The organism is Kribbella sp. CA-294648 (assembly GCF_050943845.1).
Taxonomy (GTDB): Bacteria; Actinomycetota; Actinomycetes; order Propionibacteriales; family Kribbellaceae; genus Kribbella.
In genome coordinates, this window is record NZ_CP191981.1 from 7075604 (window position 1) to 7090830 (window position 15227).

The window sequence follows — 15227 nt, forward strand, 5'->3', positions numbered from 1 at the left end:
GACTCGGCCGGCGTACCGGCGTACCGGGTCGGGCTGACGCAGACTGTCGGCATGAATCCGCTGCAGACCAGGCTGGCGACCGTCGGCCTGCGTGCCGTTGCCGGCGACGGGTTCGTCCTAGCCGGCGGTTATGCGTTGCGAGCGCACGGCTTCGGCGAACGCGACTCCGACGACATCGACCTGTTCACCAATGTGCTGGACCCCGAGCTCTTCGCCCAGGCGGTCGAGCAGCTTGCGGCGGCGTACCGGGCTGATGGTCTCGACGTCGTGGTGGCCCGGCAGGCTCCGCTCTTCGCCCGGCTCGTCGTCACCGCCGAGGACGGCACCAACGCCAAGGCCGACCTCGGCGTCGACCACCGCGGTCACCCGCCCGTCGAGCTGGCCGTCGGCCCGGTGCTGTCAGAGCCCGACGCGGTCGGCAGCAAGGTCGGCGCGCTGTACTCCCGCCTGGAGCCCCGAGACCTCATGGACATCCAGGCAGTACTCGACAGCGGCCGCTACGACACGGACGCCCTCCTCACCCTCGCCGACCACCGAGAAGCCACTCCCCTGGACCGCCCGATGCTCGCCACCCAACTCCGCACCGCCAGCCGCCTCCCCGCCTCCGGCTTCGAACGCTACGGCGCATCACCCGAGCTCATCGCCAGGATCCGCACCACCGCGACCGAATGGGCCGAGCGGCTGAGCCAGGCATCAGCGAGAATGGCCGAATGAACGAGGAGCGCCGGACCCAGCCCGGAGACACGTACGCGTCCCGGATCCCGTACGTCGTACCGCAGTCTCTCGACCAGCTCACCGGCCCGCGTTCTGGGACCGTCGAGGTCGGCGTGCCGATCGACTGGAGTCCGCCGCGGACCTACGACCTGGCCAACTCCGACGACCGGGTATCGCTGTACACCGCGGTGCTGAGCGAGGCCTCGACCGTCGAGGACCTGAGCCGTTTCCTGAACAAGGAGCTGCTCATCGAGCTGTGGCCGCAGCTGCGACTGCCCCGGTACTGCGTCCGTCGCTGGCACACCGCGTTCCCTGAGCTGGCGGCGCTGGGGGCCGGCGGCGTGTGGCAGTGATGGATCCGGATCACGAAGCAGCCGCCCGGATCGCCCTGTCGGCCAGCCGCGAGCAGGGGTTCGCGCTGGCCGGCGGCAACGCGTTGACCATGCACGGGATCGGCAGCAGGCCGTCCAAGGACGTCGACATCTTCACCGACCGGCAGACGGACTTCAACAGCGCGGTCACCAACGTGCAGTCGGCCTTCGAGGCGGAGGGCTACCAGGTCGCGGTTCCCCGCCAGTACGAGGAGTTCGCCCAGCTGCAGGTCACCAAGGACGGCCGGACGACCCAGCTCGACATGGGCCGCGACTACCGCAGCCGTCCCGCGGTGGAGTCCGACGTGGGGCCGGTACTGTCGGTCGACGACGCGGTCGGTTCGAAGGTGGGTGCGGCCTATGGTCGCGGTGAAGCCAAGGATTTTGTCGACCTGCAGTCCGCGGTCCAGGACGGCCGGTACTCCCGCGACGAGTTGCTTGCCCTGGGCGACGAGCGCGAGGGCACTCCGATGGACCGGCAGATGTTCGCCGAGCAGTTGTCGACGGCCGCGCGCATCCCGGACGCGAAGTACGCCGAACAAGGCCTCGGCCCGGAGCAGACCGCAGCCCTCAAGCAGGACATGTCCGCCTGGGCCCAGGAGATGCGAACCCGCGCCGCGTCCCCTGACCTCGACAACTCCATGCGCCTCCTCCAGACCGGCCACACCCGCCCCGGCGTACCCCAAGCAGCAGCCTCCACCGGCGAAGCAACCCGCCGCCCCTATGAACAATCCCGCGGCCCCGAGGAACGCGAACGCTGACGCCGCGCCTCTCGTCCTCCGCGACGGATCCAGCGCAACCGCGTAGTGGCGTGCTGGGTTTACGGGAGTGGGTCGTCCACTGGTCTTCTGGGTGGGCGGCGGCGGGGAATTGTTCTGGGGATGGGGCGTGGGGGTTCTGGGTCCACGTCGTTGCCGGCCAGGTGGTTGATGATGGTGTTGAGGACTGCGGCGGTCGGGACCGCGAGCAGGGCGCCGACGATGCCGGCGACGACAACGCCGGTGGCGATCGCCAGGATGACTGCCAGCGGGTGGACGCTGACGGCGCGGCCGAGCAAGAACGGCTGCAGGACATGGGCCTCTAGTTGCTGCACGCCGATCACGACCGCCAGCATGATGATCGCGACGATCGGGCCCTTGGCGACCAAGGCGACCAGGACCGCGACGATGCCGCTGACCAGCGCGCCGACCACCGGGACGAAGGCGCCGACGAAGACCAGGATGCCGATCGCGCTCACCAGTGGCAGGCCGAGGATCGCCGCGCCGAGGGAGATGCCGATCGCGTCGACCGCGGCCACGATGATCGTCGCGCGGACGAACGCCGTCAGCGAGACCCAGGCCTTGCGCCCGGACGAGTCCGCCTTGTCGCGGGCGTGCAGCGGGAACAGCCGCACCACCCAGGCCCAGATCTGCGGTCCCTGGTAGAGGAAGAAGAACAGGCAGAACAGCGCGATGAACATACCCGCGATGGCGTGCGTCGCCGTCGTACCGACCTCGGCCGCGCGCTGACCGATACCGCCGCCACTCATCACGGTTTCGCGGAGCTTGTTGAGCGAGTCGGTGATGTCCTTCTCGGTCAGCCCGAAGCTGATCCGGAGCATGTCGCGCAACTGCTGGACGCCCTCGCCGACCTGGGCCGACAACTTGTCGAACTGGCTGGCGATCTGCGCGCCGACCAGCGTGAGCAGCCCGGCGACGACCACGATCGTCGCGATCACCGTGATGCCGGCGGCCGGACCGCGCGGTAGCCGAAGCTTCTGCAGCCCGTTGGTCACCGGCACGAGCAGCGCGGTGAGCAGGACGCCGACGGTCACCGGTACGACGACCTCGGACAGGTACCGCATCCCGTAGCCGATCACCAGCACGGCTGCCACGATCACCAGGAACCGCCACGACCACGCACTGGCGATCTGCATCGCCGGCGTCACGCCGAGATCGACCCGCCCGCGGCTCGACGACGCGACCAGGTGTTCCTCAGCGGCGGGCACTGTCGTGCTGACCCGAGTGGCGGCGGAGTTGTCCGCGACCGGGCTCTCCTGGTCGCCGCCGACGTCAGGCACCCCGGGATGCGGCACACCGGCGTCGTCGGATTCCGGTCGGACCGGCTCGTCCGGTTTGCTCATGACACCTCCGGGTCTCAAAGTTCTTCGAGACTAGTGCCCGGCGCCAACCGTTCCATGAATCTGTGCGGCCAGTCCTTCAGCAGCCACCGGGTCGAGGTCAGCGAGGAGCCCGACGCCGGCCAGAACGTAGTCCGAGTCCACGCAGGTGCGAGGTGAGTTCGGCACCAGCCAGCCTTCCTCCTGCGCCCCGAGCGAGATGCCGCCGAGGATCCGCGCGGCGACCTCCGGCCCGTTGTGCCGCAGCACTCCCCCGGACCCGACCAGTAGGTCCACTTCGCGCAGATCCTTGCCGGAGCGCTCGATCACGCGGCCACCCGGCCCGAAGACCACCCGCTGCCGGCCCGCGTGCCGCCGCAGCGCCACCGTCGCGGCCACCCGCGCAAGAGTTTCGTCGTACGACGCCTCCGCCGCATCACCCGGCAGGAACGCGGGGTCCTCGTGTCGCCGGGCGGCGGCAGCGTCAAGCGGCGTACCGGCTTCGAGCAGGCCAGCCTCGATCCCGGCCGCCACCACCGGTACTGCGCTCCAGCGCATCCCGAGATCGCCTTCGACGGTCCGGGTGACCGGGTGGGTCGCGACCACCTCACGGCCGAGGTTCGCGTCCTCCGGGTCGAGCTCGATGACCGAGTGCACGTCCGTGGTCGCGCCACCGATGTCGACCACCGCGACGTCACCGTGCAACTTGGCGAGCACCCCGACGCCGCGCAGTACGACGTCCGGCGTCGCCGCCCGGACCATCGCGGCGAAGCCCGGATCGCGGGACAGGTTCTTCCCACCGATCACATGCGCCAGGAACATCTCCCGGATCGCCGCCCGCGCCCCGTCCGGCGCGAACACCCCGATCTCCGGTACGACGTTCGCCGCGATCACGTGCGGAACGTTTGCCGCTGACAACAACTCACGAATCTCGCCCTGAGCATCAACGTTGCCCGCAGCAACCACAGGACGCCGCCACTTGTACTTCGCCAGCACCGCGGCCGCGTTAGTGATGACCGCCGAGTTGCCACCGTCCGTGCCGCCGAGCAAGAGGACGACGTCAGGCCGCTCGGCCCGCAGCGCCTTCAGAGAAGTTGCCGTGAGCCCACCGTTGACCACAGCAACCACTCGCCCACCGCTGGACAACGCGACCCGCCGGCCCGCCTCCGCGGTGACGAGCTCTTCGTTGCCTACGACACCGATCCGCAGCCCGCCACCCGCGCTGGAGCAGGCGAGCACGTCAGCCTTGGCGACACCGGCGTCCGCCGCCAGCAGCGCAGTACGACAGGCCTGCCAGCCGTCCAGTACGTCGGTGTCGATGGTGGTGCGGTGTTCGGCCCGGGCGACCAGGTCGCCCGAGCCCGCGTCCACCGCGATCGCCTTCGTGAAGGTCGACCCGAAGTCGACCGCCACCCACAGGCTCACGCCATCGCGCGGTCGAGGTCCAGCAGCAGGTCGTCGATCGTCTCGATGCCCACGCTGAGCCGGATCAGGTCGGCCGGCACCTCCAGCGGTGTACCGGCGACCGAGGCGTGCGTCATCTTGCCCGGGTGCTCGATGAGCGACTCGACGCCGCCGAGCGACTCACCCAGGGTGAAGACCTCGGCCTTGTTGCAGATCTCCAGCGCGTGCTCCAGACCGCCGGTGACCCGGAACGACACGATCCCGCCGAACCGCTTCATCTGCTTGGCGGCCGTCTCGTGACCGGGGTGGCCGTCGATGCCCGGGTAGAGCACCGAGGTGACGCCCGGGTGCCGCTGCAGGAACTCGACGACCTTCTCCGCGTTGTCGCTGTGCCGGTCCATCCGGACGCCGAGCGTCTTGATACCGCGCAGCACCAGGAAGGAGTCGAACGGGCCGGCCACCGCGCCGATCGCGTTCTGGTGGAAGGCGATCTTGTCGGCCAGCTCCTGGTCGCGGACGATCAGCGCGCCGCCGATCACGTCGGAGTGCCCACCCATGTACTTCGTGGTGGAGTGCACCACCACGTCGGCGCCGAGCTCCAGCGGCTGCTGCAGGTACGCCGAGGCGAACGTGTTGTCGACCACCAGCAACGCGCCGGCGTCGTGCGCGATCTGGGCGACGATCGCGATGTCGGCCACGTTGAGCAGCGGGTTGGTCGGCGTCTCCAGCCAGACCACCTTGGTCTTGCCCGGCCGGATCGCGGCCCGGATCGCGTCCGGGTGCGTCACCGCCGCCGGGGTCATCTCGACACCCCAGGTGCCGAGCACCTTGGCGAACAGCCGGAAGGTGCCGCCGTACGCGTCGTCGGGGAAGACCACGTGGTCACCCGGCACGCACAGTGACCGGATCAGCGTGTCCTCGGCCGCCAGCCCGCTCGCGAACGCGAACCCGCGGGTGCCCGCCTCGATCGCCGCCAGACACTCCTCCAGCGCCGTCCGGGTCGGGTTGGCCGACCGGGAGTACTCGTAACCGTTGCGCAGCCCGCCGACACCGTCCTGCTTGTAGGTGCTGGTCGCGTAGATCGGCGGTACCACCGCGCCGGTGGTCGGGTCGGGCTCGTTCCCGGCGTGGATCGCAAGCGTCTCGAAGCCGTAGGAGTGTTCAGAGTTCACCGGACCAGCGTACGTCCTGGTCCTATCCCGTCCGGCACCCCGTCCACAGCTACGGCGGGGGCGCACGGAGTGCCTGTGGATAGCGACTGGCGGTGACCCCGGAAGGGGCCTACGGTTTGCCTGGTTGACGCGTTGTGACGGACGGAAGGAACGCCGCGGATGAGAACGCAGGACAGGCTGCTCGACCAGGACGACCGGGCGTTGGCCGACTTCGCCGAGATCGCCGACTGGAGCCTGCTGGCCGGTCCGGACGACGACGAGTCGGGTCCGGCGGTCGTCCGCGCCCTGGTCAACCGGGTGATGACGCACACGACCTGGAAGCCGTGGCCGCTCGAACCGGGCGAGGTGATCGACGACGAGATGGTCTCCTGGGGCTTCACCACCCCGCGCGGGACCACGATGATCGTCTTCGCCGGGCTGGCCTTCTCGGACTGCCCGGACAGCGGCTGGTCGGCGTACGAGATCGGTCCTGACGACCTGGCCGCGGCCGAGGCCGGGCTGGACGCGCACTGGCCGGACCACGTCGCGCTGGTGACCCGGCACTTCGGCGTCCCGGACTACGTGGGCGACGACAGCATCGACGGGTTCGACGACGAGTGGGAACCGGGTGCCGGCGCGGGCCGTCGACACCTTGCGGTCTGGATGCGCCCGGGCGCGCAACTGCGGCTGTACAGCACCAAGCCGACCAAGGATCCGCTGACCACGGCCGTCGGGGTCAACTACGCCGTCTACATCGACTAGGAGAACCGTGAGCCGCTGGAGGAATCCGTCCCCGAAGAAGTTCACCAAGCAAGGCACCAGCACGCTGAAGGCCGCGTACGCCCAGGCGATGCGGGACGTGAAGCGGATGGACCCGGCCGTGCTGGCCGCCATCGGGCGCTCGGGGATGAACAGCAGCGACCTGAAGCACTTGGCGCACGCCAACGTCGAGGGCCTCTACGGGAACGGGCACGAGCGCTTCGCCCAGCAAATCAACGCCCAGGCCAGCGCTCAGGTCCAGGCGACGACGCCGTCGCACCAGAAGACCCGCAATCCGTTCAAGAAGCTTTCGCGGTGGAACGAGAACCGCAAGGACGTCCGCGCCGGTAAGCAAATCCTCAAGCAGGCCTATGCCCAGGCCAAGAGCGAGGTGAAGCGGGTCGACCCGAAGGTCCGGGAGGCGATCGGCCGATCAGGGGTCAACAAGCAGGATCTGAAGATGCTCTCCCATGCCCAGCTGAGTGGCGTCGTGCGCAACGGCATCGAGCAAGCGGCGCAGCAGCACTACACCCAGGCGCGGGCAGCCGCGGCAGCCGTCGCGGCACGACCAGATCCTGTCCGCCAGACCATGGGGCAGCGAACGGCGAACGTGGTCAACACGGCATCGCGCTGGTCCAAGGCCGTGGCTGACGGCTCCAGAGCGGTGGCGAACGGCGCGAAGGAGAAGGCCGAGAAGTTCGCCGCCGACTACAACGAACGCCGCCAGAACCCGACCGGGCGCAGCGCACAGCAGCCAACGGCCGCTGCGGCTGCTCCGGGTCGAGAGGAAGCGGCCGCGGTCCAGGTCCCAACCCCGGCCGAGGCCGGGCCGGCTGCGGCGCAGGTCCCCACTCCGGCCGAGGCCGCGCCGGCTGCGGCGCAGGTCTCGACTCCGGCCGAGGCCGCGCCGGTTGCCGCTGTCGACGACAACGGACCGCCGACGTTGGTCAATGTGCCTGTCGTGCCGGAGAACGCTGCCGCTGCCGCGCAGGCGGCTCCGGACCTCCCCGCGGCCAAGGCCGCGGAGGCCAAGTCTTTCCACGCCGCGCTCAACAACACGATGCCGATGCCTGCCGCCGAGGCGCAGCAGACCGGCGGACGTCACCGTGCGCCCGAGGTCGAGGCCGGCAGCAACGGCCCGACCATCAACGGCCCGGTCAACGGCGTACAGGTGGCCAGCGGCAACACCGGCCCGGTGACGCAGACCCAGAACGGTGTAGCGAACGCCCCCGCCGGCCAGCAGTCGGGCGAGGGCGGCAAGCCGGCTAAGAGCGGCCCACCGGCACCAGGAGCGGACCCAGCCATGGCCCCCGCCTCCGCGGCGGTCGCCACCAAGCCGGCGGCTCAGGCAGCCGCAGGCCACAAGGGCGAGGCTGCCAACAGCCACAACAAGCACCGCAAACCAGACAGCCCGGAGCGCTGACCCCAGCACTCACCCGCTGACGTCCGGCTCCCCAGGCCGGGCGTCAGCGCCTTTTCACCCGCCGGTACTGCGCTCCGGCCGGCGCGCTCCATGCCTGGCACCACGCCCGTTGCTCACCGCCAGCGCGTTCGACGCCCAGTACTGCGTCAGCGGGTTCTGCGGGACAGTACTGCGCCTGCGGCGTCCAGCAGGATGGCCCGCAGCTCCTCGTCGGGCATCACCTCCGGTTCCATCCCGGCGGACAGCACCGCGCCGATCACCTCGACCGCGGCCGACGCCCGGACCCGATCGGCCGGGCTCGGGTCCGGCCCGGCCAGCCACACCTGGAAGCGCCGGCTGTGCTTGATCAGGTTGTCCAACTCGTCACCGAAAGCGGCCAGTACCGCGGTCATGTCCCGCACCAGAGTCGGGCCGGTCGAGCGGTGCTTGATGACGACGTCCAGGTACTCGCCCAGCAGCACCATCTCGTTCTCCGGTGACCACTCGAGGCTGTCGACCCGCTCGAACAGCACCGCGATGTCCTCGAAGAACGTCCCCATGATCGCCCGCAGCAGATCCTGCTTGGACGAGTAGTGGTAGTACAGCGACGCCTTCGTGATGCCTACCTGCTCGGCGATTTCTCGCAGGCTCGTCTTCTCGTAGCCCTGGCTGGAGAACAGCGCCAGCGCCGCCCGATGGATCTCGGCCTTGGTGTCGCGGGGGCGGCCGCCGTCTCGCGAAGTCTCGTGCTGCACGTCCCCACCCTCTCATTTTTCTTATCTACCGTGCGGCAGGTAGTCTACCTACCTACCGACCGGCAGGTAAGTGAGACATGACTGTCAGGAGGGACCTGTGTTCACCAAGCTCGGACGCTTTGTCGTCCACAACCCGTGGAAGGTGATCGCCGCCTGGGTGATCGCGGCCGTCGCCGTGGTCGCCTTCGCGCCGACGCTGGCCGACGTGACCAACAAGGACCAGGCGAGCTTCCTGCCTGATTCCTACGAGTCCGTCCAGGCCCAGAAACTGGCCGCCGACGCGTTCGGCCAGACCAACGACGCCACGGCGAGCATCGTGGTGAAACGCTCCGACGGCGGCGCGCTGACAGCGGCCGACCAGACCAAGGTCGCTGATCTCGCGACCAAGATCACCGCCGCGAAGATCGAGCGGGTCACCGGCGCCGTCACCGGCCCTCAGGCGGTCTCGCCGAACAAGCAGGTCCAGCTCGTCAGCGTCGGCCTCAAGGGTCTGGCCGAGGACCAGGCCGTCCTCGACGCGGTCCAGAAGGTCCGCGACGTGGCCGGCCCGGCCATGAAGGACAGCGGCCTGCAGTACGGCGTCACCGGCGATGTCGCGCTCTTCCTCGACAACCAGGACGCGTTCGAGAACGCCTTCGTCGTGGTCGGGATCGCGACCCTCGTCCTGATCGTCGGCCTGCTGTTGTTCATCTACCGCAGCCCGGTCGCGGCCCTGCTGCCGATCCTCACGGTCGGTCTGGTCAGCGCGATCGCTCCGGGGCTGATCGCCCTTGCTGCAAAGGCGTTCGACCTGCAGGTGACCCAGGACCTGCAGACAATCCTGACCGTCGTCCTGTACGGCGTCGGGACGGACTACATCCTGTTCCTGCTGTTCCGCTTCCGGGAACGCCTGCGCGCCGGTGAGCAGCCGAAGGAGGCTCTGGTCTCGGCGACCGCGCGAGTGTCCGAGGTCATCGTGTCGGCGGCCGGAGCGATCGTGGTCGCCTTCAGCGCACTGCTGCTGGCCGTGTTCGGTGGCTTCAAGAGCCTCGGCCCCGGCCTGGCGATCGCTGTCGCGGTGATGGCCTTCGCCGCGATCACCTTGATCCCGGCGGTCGTCTCACTGCTCGGCCCGAAGGTGTTTTGGCCGTCGAAGTCCTGGCAGAAGACGCCGAAGGGCGCCACCTTCAAGCGGCTCGGCCAGTTCACCGCCCGCCGGCCGGGTGTGGTCGCACTGGTCTCCGGCGGAATCATGGTGCTGCTCGCGCTCGGGACGCTGGGGATGAAGGTCGACTACGACGCCTTCAGCCAACTGCCGAAGGACACCGAGTCCGGTCGCGCGATCAAGGATCTCCAGGCCGGCTTCCCGGCCGGGGCGCTCAACCCGACCACGGTCTACGTCAAGAGCACCGACGGTTCGCCGCTCGATCCCGCCGAGCTCCAGACGTTCGCGGGCAAGCTGGCGAAGGTGCCGGGTGTCGGCTCGGTTCTTCCCGCCGGGGCCGACGGTTCGCCGGCCGCGCTCAACCCGGACAAGTCAGTTGCCCAGATCAACGTGGTGCTGGCCGACGCGCCGTACGCGAAAGCCTCGCTGGATCTCATCGACGGCGAGCTGAACGACGTCGCCCACGCCCAGGCCCCGGCCGGTACGACGACGCTGATCGGCGGGGTCAGTGCGAGCTACGCCGACATCCGGGACGCCAACAGCCGCGACCTCAAGGTGATCTTCCCGGTCGCGGGCGGCTTGATCGCGATCATCCTGGCGCTTCTGCTGCGCAGCCTGCTGGCGCCGCTGATGCTGATGCTGGCGGTCGTGCTCAGCTTCTTCAGCACCACCGGCGCGACCGTGCTGGTCTTCCAGGGCGCGGCCGGGCACGCGGGCGTGACGTTCTCGCTGCCGATCATGCTCTACCTGTTCGTCGTTGCCATCGGCACCGACTACAACATCCTGATGATCGCGCGGCTGCGCGAGGAAGCCGAGCTCGGTACCGATCCGCGCGAAGCTGCGGATCTGGCCATCGAGCACGGCGGTCCGTCGGTGGCGGCGGCCGGGCTGATCCTCGCCGGGACGTTCTCGTCGCTGATGCTGGCCGGGATGGCGCTGCTGACCGAGATGGGCTTCTCGGTCGCGGCGGGGATCGCGATCTCGGCGTTCCTGATGTCGATCTTCCTGGTCCCGAGCCTGACCGCGCTGCTCGGCCACCGGATCTGGTGGCCGCGGAAGCTGAAGATCAAGCCGGCCGCGCCCACCGAGGACCGGGCGATGGAACCGGTCGGCTGATCTGTCCGGACGCAGGTCTGAGGGGTCCTGCGAAACAAGCGGCTCCCGATCCACCTGGATCGGGAGCCGCTGCCTGTTGGGCCGTTGGCTCAGCTCTTTGCCTCGGCCCGGTCGGGGAGTTTGACGGTGAAGATCGGAAGGAGGACGTGCACGAGTGGGCCGATCGCCAGGGCGTAGAAAACGGTGCCGAAGCCGACCACGCCGCCGAGCAGCCAGCCGATCGCAAGCACGGTGACCTCGATGCTGGTCCGCACCAGCCGCACACTCTTCCCGGTACGCCGGACCAGACCGGTCATCATCCCGTCGCGCGGACCCGGCCCGAGCTGGGCGCCGATGTAGAGCGCGCCTGCCACGGCATTCACCACGACGCCCGCGGTCATGAACACGATCCGCACCCAGAGCGCGTCCGGCCGGTCGACGACCGACAGCGTCAGGTCGGTGACCAGGCCGATCACGATGGCGTTGCTGATCGTGCCGAGTCCGGGCCACTGCCGCAGCGGGATCCAGGCGAGCAACACGAGGAAGCTCATCGCGATCACCACGGTGCCGAAGCTCACGTCGACGTGCTGGGTGATGCCGTAGTGCAGGACGTCCCACGGGTCGAGTCCCAGGTTGCCCTGGATCATCAGGCCCATCGACGCGCCGTACAGGGTCAGGCCGACGTAGAGCTGGACGAGGCGGCGCGGGAGGTGGCCGGCACGGAGCTGCTCGATCGGGTTCAGTGCGGCTAGTTGGCGGCCCCGAGCGGGCGGGGCTTCAGAAGTGGCGGTCACAGTGACCACTTTGCGGCCGATTGGCCTGGTGTTCGATAGCCAATTAGGTAATAGTGGACTGCATGACAGGGCAACAGGTTCCCGCCAGCACGCTCGCCGGTCTGCTCGGAAGCTGGTCGGACGGCTCCGGACCGGCGTACCGGAGTCTTGCCGAGCGGCTGCGGTTGCTGATCGCCGATGGCCGGCTGATGCCCGGCGCACGGGTTCCGTCGGAGCGCGAACTGACCGACGCGTTGGGAGTCAGCCGCACGACGGTCGCCTCGGCATACCGGGAGCTGCGTGACCGCGGCTATCTGACCAGCCGACGCGGTTCGGGCAGTGTCACCTCGCTGCCGTCGAAGGTCGAGCCGGAGCTCGGCCGCCATCATGCACCGGGGATCGACACCGACGGGCTCTACGACTTCACCTGCGCCGCGTCACCGGCCGTGCCGGGGATCAGCAGTGCCGTGAGCGACGCGCTCGAGGACCTGCCTAGGCATCTGGCCACGGCCGGCTACCACCCGCAGGGGCTGCCTGAGTTGCGGGAGGAGATCGCCGCGACGTACCGGGAGCGCGGCTTGCCCACCACGGCCGACCAGATCGTCGTCACCGCCGGCGCGCTGGCCGCGACCTCGCTCGCGATCCGCGCGATGACCCAGATCGGCGACCGGGTGCTGACCGAGAGCCCGACCCACCCCAACTCCGTCGACGCGATCCGGCGCAGCGGCTGCCGCGTCGTCGCCGTCCCGATGAGCCCGCACGGCTGGGACCTTCCCTTGCTGGAGGCAACGATCCGGCAGTCGTCGCCACGCGCCGCCTGGCTGGTGATCGACTTCCAGAACCCGACCGGCCGGCTGATGTCCGCCGACGACCGGAAGCGGCTGGCAACCGCGTTCGCGCGGGCCCGGACCACCGCGATCATCGACGAGACCCTGTTCGAACTGTCGCTCGACGGGCAGGAGATGCCGCCGCCGTTCGCCGCGTTCGACCCACAGGGCGTGCTCACGATCGGCTCGGTCAGCAAGTCGTTCTGGGGCGGCCTCCGGATCGGCTGGCTACGCGCCCCCGAAACCCTCGTCGCCCGCATCCTCGACGCCCGCGCCTCCCTCGACCTGGGCGCCCCGGTCCTCGAACAACTCATCGTCACCCGGCTGCTACGGTCGCGCACCTCGCTGATGACCGAGCGCCGAGCAGAACTCGCCCGCCGCCGCGACACGTTGGCCGATGCTCTCCGTACTGCGCTTCCGTCGTGGCGATTCGAGATGCCGGGAGGCGGGTTGTCGATGTGGTGTGAACTGCCGGAGCCGGTGAGTTCGAGCTTGGTGGGGGTGGCCCAGCGGAACGGAGTACTGGTGGTGGCGGGGTCGCGGTTCTCGCCTGATGGCGGGTTGGAGTCGTTCTTGCGGTTGCCGTACACGCTTGATCCGGACACGTTGCGTGACGCTGTCGCGCGACTGGCGTCGTCGTACGAGTCGCTGACCGAGGCGCCACCGTTCCGTCGTACCGCCGCGATGATCGCCTGACGGCCTTGGCCGTGTGGGCCGTGTTGGCCGCCTTGCCTCGCTTGGCCGCCTTGCCTCGCTTGGCCGGTTGGACGTAAACGTCCCGTAATCGGCTGGGGGAAGGTTCGCTCCGGGTGTGGCGTTGGGAGACTATGAGAGTCACTCTGCGAGAGGCGTGAGATGTCGTTCTTCAACCACAAGACAGCCCTGGTCGAGCCGGAGGCCGCCCTGCCGGGCCGGCCGGAGCCCACATTCGCCGTACCGGCGGAGAACATCGTGCTGGGTACGCCGCAGACCGCACCCGCCCCCGAAGGGTTCGAGGAGGTCTGGTTCGGCACCGGCTGCTTCTGGGGCACCGAGGAGATCTTCTGGCAGCAGCCCGGGGTCTACACCACCGCAGTCGGCTACGCCGGCGGCTACACCCCGAACCCGACGTACGAGGAAGTCTGCAGCGGCCGCACCGGCCAGACCGAGGCTGTTCGGGTGGTTTACGACCCGTCGAAAACCACCTTCACCGACTTGCTGAAGGTCTTCTGGGAAACCCACGACCCAACCCAGGGCATGCGCCAGGGCAACGACCTCGGCTCCCAGTACCGCTCGGCGATCTACTACACCACCGAGGAGCAGAAGGCAGAGGCCGAACGAACCCGCGACCTCTACGCCCCAGTCATCAAGCCCCTCGGCTACGGCGACATCACCACCGAAATAGCCCCAGCCGACACCTTCTACTACGCCGAGGCCTACCACCAGCAGTATTTACACAAGGTGCCGAACGGCTACAGATGCCACAGCAACACTGGGGTGCCGTTCCCGGGCTAGCAGATTCCCCCACCCGTACTCACGTTCCGGGCTGGAGCGTTGAGCTCACCCGAACCCATAGCGAGGCCCCCGCGATGCGGACCAACCCGTATCGCGTGGGCCCGCACCTTGCCGACCCGGAATCGCATCGTTGCACTCGAACCAGACGGGCGAAGCGGTACTGCCGGCGGCGAGTCGACGCTCCAACCCACTTCGCCTGACACACCCTGACCAAGGCCGGCCTGCCCCTTCCCCCCACCCTCACCCAGCCGATCCGGTGAGCTGATCGCCTACGATCGGCGGTTGCGCTTGGCCTCGGCTCGTTCGAGTTTCGTCTGCCGGCGATAGCCGGGGTCCTGGCCGCAAGCGAAGGCAACCTCGGCCCGGATTGGCTCCAGATCGCTGGTCCAGGGTTCGCCCTCGGAACCGGGCCAACGCTCCCACGGCCCGCCGGGGGCAGTGAACCGTTGCGCATACTCGGTGCCGAGCTTCTCGTCGAGGTACTCAAGCGCGACGAGAGCACCGGCTTGCAAGGGATTCGAATCGCTTTCATCGGGCGGCAGGGCCAAAGCCCGCTCCAGGTAAGTGACGAGTATCCGGGCATCTTCGTCGGTGCCCAGACAGGCCAGCGTGCGGCAGTAGTCCCACCCCAACCCGTACGGCATCTCGCCGACGAAGCCACGTTCGATAGCTGGACGCAGATCCTCACGTCGTCCGGCCGCGATGAGCCAGGTGGCGACCATCCCTGTCCGCGCGCCGGATTCGAGCAGCACGATCGCGTCGGCGGCGGGGATTCGACGGCCCGCTCTGTACAGGCGCCACTGGAACCATCGCTGCCGAGGGCGCGGCATGACGAAAGCCTTGACACCCCGCAGGCGTGGATAGCGCCAGGTCGGAGTCAGCCACCGAAAGACCAGTTGATCAAGGCGTTCTTCCGGAGTGCGGCGCTCCCCCTTCTTCCACGTGCGGCTCTCTGGCATGGCGCCCAGCCTCCCAGAACTGTCAAGAGGAAGAGCGAAGGCCCGACCAATACTCCGTGCGACCGACCCGCCGCGATCCGTCCCCGGCAACCACTACGGTTCGACCTGGAGATCACCGGGAGGAACGATCGTGACGGTACGTGGAACGTCGTAGTGTCAGCTGCGGTCCGCGACAAGCTCGGACCGAGCGTGCAGTGACTGCTGGAGATGTGACGGCTGGGAACAAAACCTCCGGGCAGGGGTCCGCCGACTACTTCAAGTCAGACACGGCGTCCTCCCGC

Annotated in this window: 14 protein-coding genes; 8 read left to right on the top strand and 6 right to left on the bottom strand. The window is 68.9% G+C overall.

The window, feature by feature from the left end; all coding sequences use genetic code 11:
- Positions 1–51 precede the first annotated feature (51 nt).
- Genes ACQPYM_RS33520 through ACQPYM_RS33530 form a run of 3 tightly spaced genes read left to right on the top strand, consistent with a single transcriptional unit; the run spans position 52 to position 1846 of the window.
- Positions 52–714, top strand: coding sequence for a nucleotidyl transferase AbiEii/AbiGii toxin family protein (locus ACQPYM_RS33520; RefSeq protein WP_433008518.1), 663 nt, complete (start codon positions 52–54; stop codon positions 712–714).
- Positions 711–1067, top strand: a complete 357-nt coding sequence (locus ACQPYM_RS33525; protein ID WP_433008520.1) for a hypothetical protein — start codon at positions 711–713, stop codon at positions 1065–1067. Before ACQPYM_RS33520 ends, ACQPYM_RS33525 begins: the two co-directional genes overlap by 4 nt.
- The gene (locus ACQPYM_RS33530) at positions 1067–1846 is read left to right on the top strand and encodes a nucleotidyl transferase AbiEii/AbiGii toxin family protein (protein ID WP_433008522.1); all 780 of its coding nucleotides are present in this window, start codon (positions 1067–1069) and stop codon (positions 1844–1846) included. Before ACQPYM_RS33525 ends, ACQPYM_RS33530 begins: the two co-directional genes overlap by 1 nt.
- Positions 1847–1905: 59 nt before the next feature.
- Here the strand turns inward: ACQPYM_RS33530 and ACQPYM_RS33535 are convergent, their stop codons facing one another.
- Genes ACQPYM_RS33535 through ACQPYM_RS33545 form a run of 3 tightly spaced genes read right to left on the bottom strand, consistent with a single transcriptional unit; the run spans position 1906 to position 5759 of the window.
- Positions 1906–3207: an AI-2E family transporter gene (locus ACQPYM_RS33535; RefSeq protein WP_433008524.1), complete on the bottom strand. Its 1302-nt coding sequence runs from the start codon at positions 3205–3207 to the stop codon at positions 1906–1908.
- Positions 3208–3237: 30 nt separating this feature from the next.
- A complete protein-coding gene (locus tag ACQPYM_RS33540; RefSeq protein WP_433008526.1) occupies positions 3238–4608 on the bottom strand; it encodes a glutamate mutase L in 1371 nt (456 codons plus the stop codon).
- Positions 4605–5759 (bottom strand): cystathionine gamma-synthase, encoded by a 1155-nt coding sequence (locus ACQPYM_RS33545; RefSeq protein ID WP_433008528.1) that lies wholly within the window; start codon positions 5757–5759, stop codon positions 4605–4607. Before ACQPYM_RS33545 ends, ACQPYM_RS33540 begins: the two co-directional genes overlap by 4 nt.
- A gap of 159 nt (positions 5760–5918) precedes the next feature.
- Between ACQPYM_RS33545 and ACQPYM_RS33550 the strand changes: the two genes are divergently transcribed.
- Together ACQPYM_RS33550 and ACQPYM_RS33555 are read left to right on the top strand one after the other, a co-directional pair.
- A complete protein-coding gene (locus ACQPYM_RS33550) occupies positions 5919–6500 on the top strand; it encodes a hypothetical protein (protein ID WP_433008530.1) in 582 nt (193 codons plus the stop codon).
- Between the two features lie 7 nt (positions 6501–6507).
- Positions 6508–7920 (top strand): hypothetical protein, encoded by a 1413-nt coding sequence (locus tag ACQPYM_RS33555; protein WP_433008532.1) that lies wholly within the window; start codon positions 6508–6510, stop codon positions 7918–7920.
- Between the two features lie 146 nt (positions 7921–8066).
- Here the strand turns inward: ACQPYM_RS33555 and ACQPYM_RS33560 are convergent, their stop codons facing one another.
- Positions 8067–8654, bottom strand: a complete 588-nt coding sequence (locus tag ACQPYM_RS33560) for a TetR/AcrR family transcriptional regulator (RefSeq protein ID WP_433008534.1) — start codon at positions 8652–8654, stop codon at positions 8067–8069.
- 97 nt (positions 8655–8751) lie between these two features.
- Here ACQPYM_RS33560 and ACQPYM_RS33565 point away from each other — a divergent pair, with 97 nt between their 5' ends.
- Complete coding sequence (locus tag ACQPYM_RS33565) at positions 8752–10914, top strand: MMPL family transporter (protein WP_433008536.1); 2163 nt, start codon at positions 8752–8754, stop codon at positions 10912–10914.
- Positions 10915–11003: 89 nt separating this feature from the next.
- Here ACQPYM_RS33565 and ACQPYM_RS33570 read toward each other — a convergent pair whose 3' ends face one another.
- Positions 11004–11687, bottom strand: a complete 684-nt coding sequence (locus ACQPYM_RS33570; RefSeq protein WP_433008538.1) for a YczE/YyaS/YitT family protein — start codon at positions 11685–11687, stop codon at positions 11004–11006.
- A 62-nt stretch (positions 11688–11749) separates the two neighbouring features.
- Here ACQPYM_RS33570 and ACQPYM_RS33575 point away from each other — a divergent pair, with 62 nt between their 5' ends.
- Together ACQPYM_RS33575 and msrA are read left to right on the top strand one after the other, a co-directional pair.
- Complete coding sequence (locus ACQPYM_RS33575) at positions 11750–13189, top strand: PLP-dependent aminotransferase family protein (RefSeq protein ID WP_433008540.1); 1440 nt, start codon at positions 11750–11752, stop codon at positions 13187–13189.
- Positions 13190–13348: 159 nt separating this feature from the next.
- Positions 13349–13987, top strand: coding sequence for a peptide-methionine (S)-S-oxide reductase MsrA (gene msrA, locus ACQPYM_RS33580; RefSeq protein ID WP_433008542.1), 639 nt, complete (start codon positions 13349–13351; stop codon positions 13985–13987).
- A 269-nt stretch (positions 13988–14256) separates the two neighbouring features.
- Here msrA and ACQPYM_RS33585 read toward each other — a convergent pair whose 3' ends face one another.
- Positions 14257–14946: a DUF6000 family protein gene (locus ACQPYM_RS33585; RefSeq protein WP_433008544.1), complete on the bottom strand. Its 690-nt coding sequence runs from the start codon at positions 14944–14946 to the stop codon at positions 14257–14259.
- Positions 14947–15227 lie beyond the last annotated feature (281 nt).

Bases quoted from the DNA above. Each gene is read 5' to 3' on its own strand.
- ACQPYM_RS33520 (WP_433008518.1), top strand. From the start codon at position 52: ATGAATCCGCTGCAGACCAGGCTGGCGACCGTCGGCCTGCGTGCCGTT.
- ACQPYM_RS33525 (WP_433008520.1), top strand. From the start codon at position 711: ATGAACGAGGAGCGCCGGACCCAGCCCGGAGACACGTACGCGTCCCGG.
- ACQPYM_RS33530 (WP_433008522.1), top strand. From the start codon at position 1,067: ATGGATCCGGATCACGAAGCAGCCGCCCGGATCGCCCTGTCGGCCAGC.
- ACQPYM_RS33535 (WP_433008524.1), bottom strand. From the start codon at position 3,207: ATGAGCAAACCGGACGAGCCGGTCCGACCGGAATCCGACGACGCCGGT.
- ACQPYM_RS33550 (WP_433008530.1), top strand. From the start codon at position 5,919: ATGAGAACGCAGGACAGGCTGCTCGACCAGGACGACCGGGCGTTGGCC.
- ACQPYM_RS33575 (WP_433008540.1), top strand. From the start codon at position 11,750: ATGACAGGGCAACAGGTTCCCGCCAGCACGCTCGCCGGTCTGCTCGGA.
- msrA (WP_433008542.1), top strand. From the start codon at position 13,349: ATGTCGTTCTTCAACCACAAGACAGCCCTGGTCGAGCCGGAGGCCGCC.
- ACQPYM_RS33585 (WP_433008544.1), bottom strand. From the start codon at position 14,946: ATGCCAGAGAGCCGCACGTGGAAGAAGGGGGAGCGCCGCACTCCGGAA.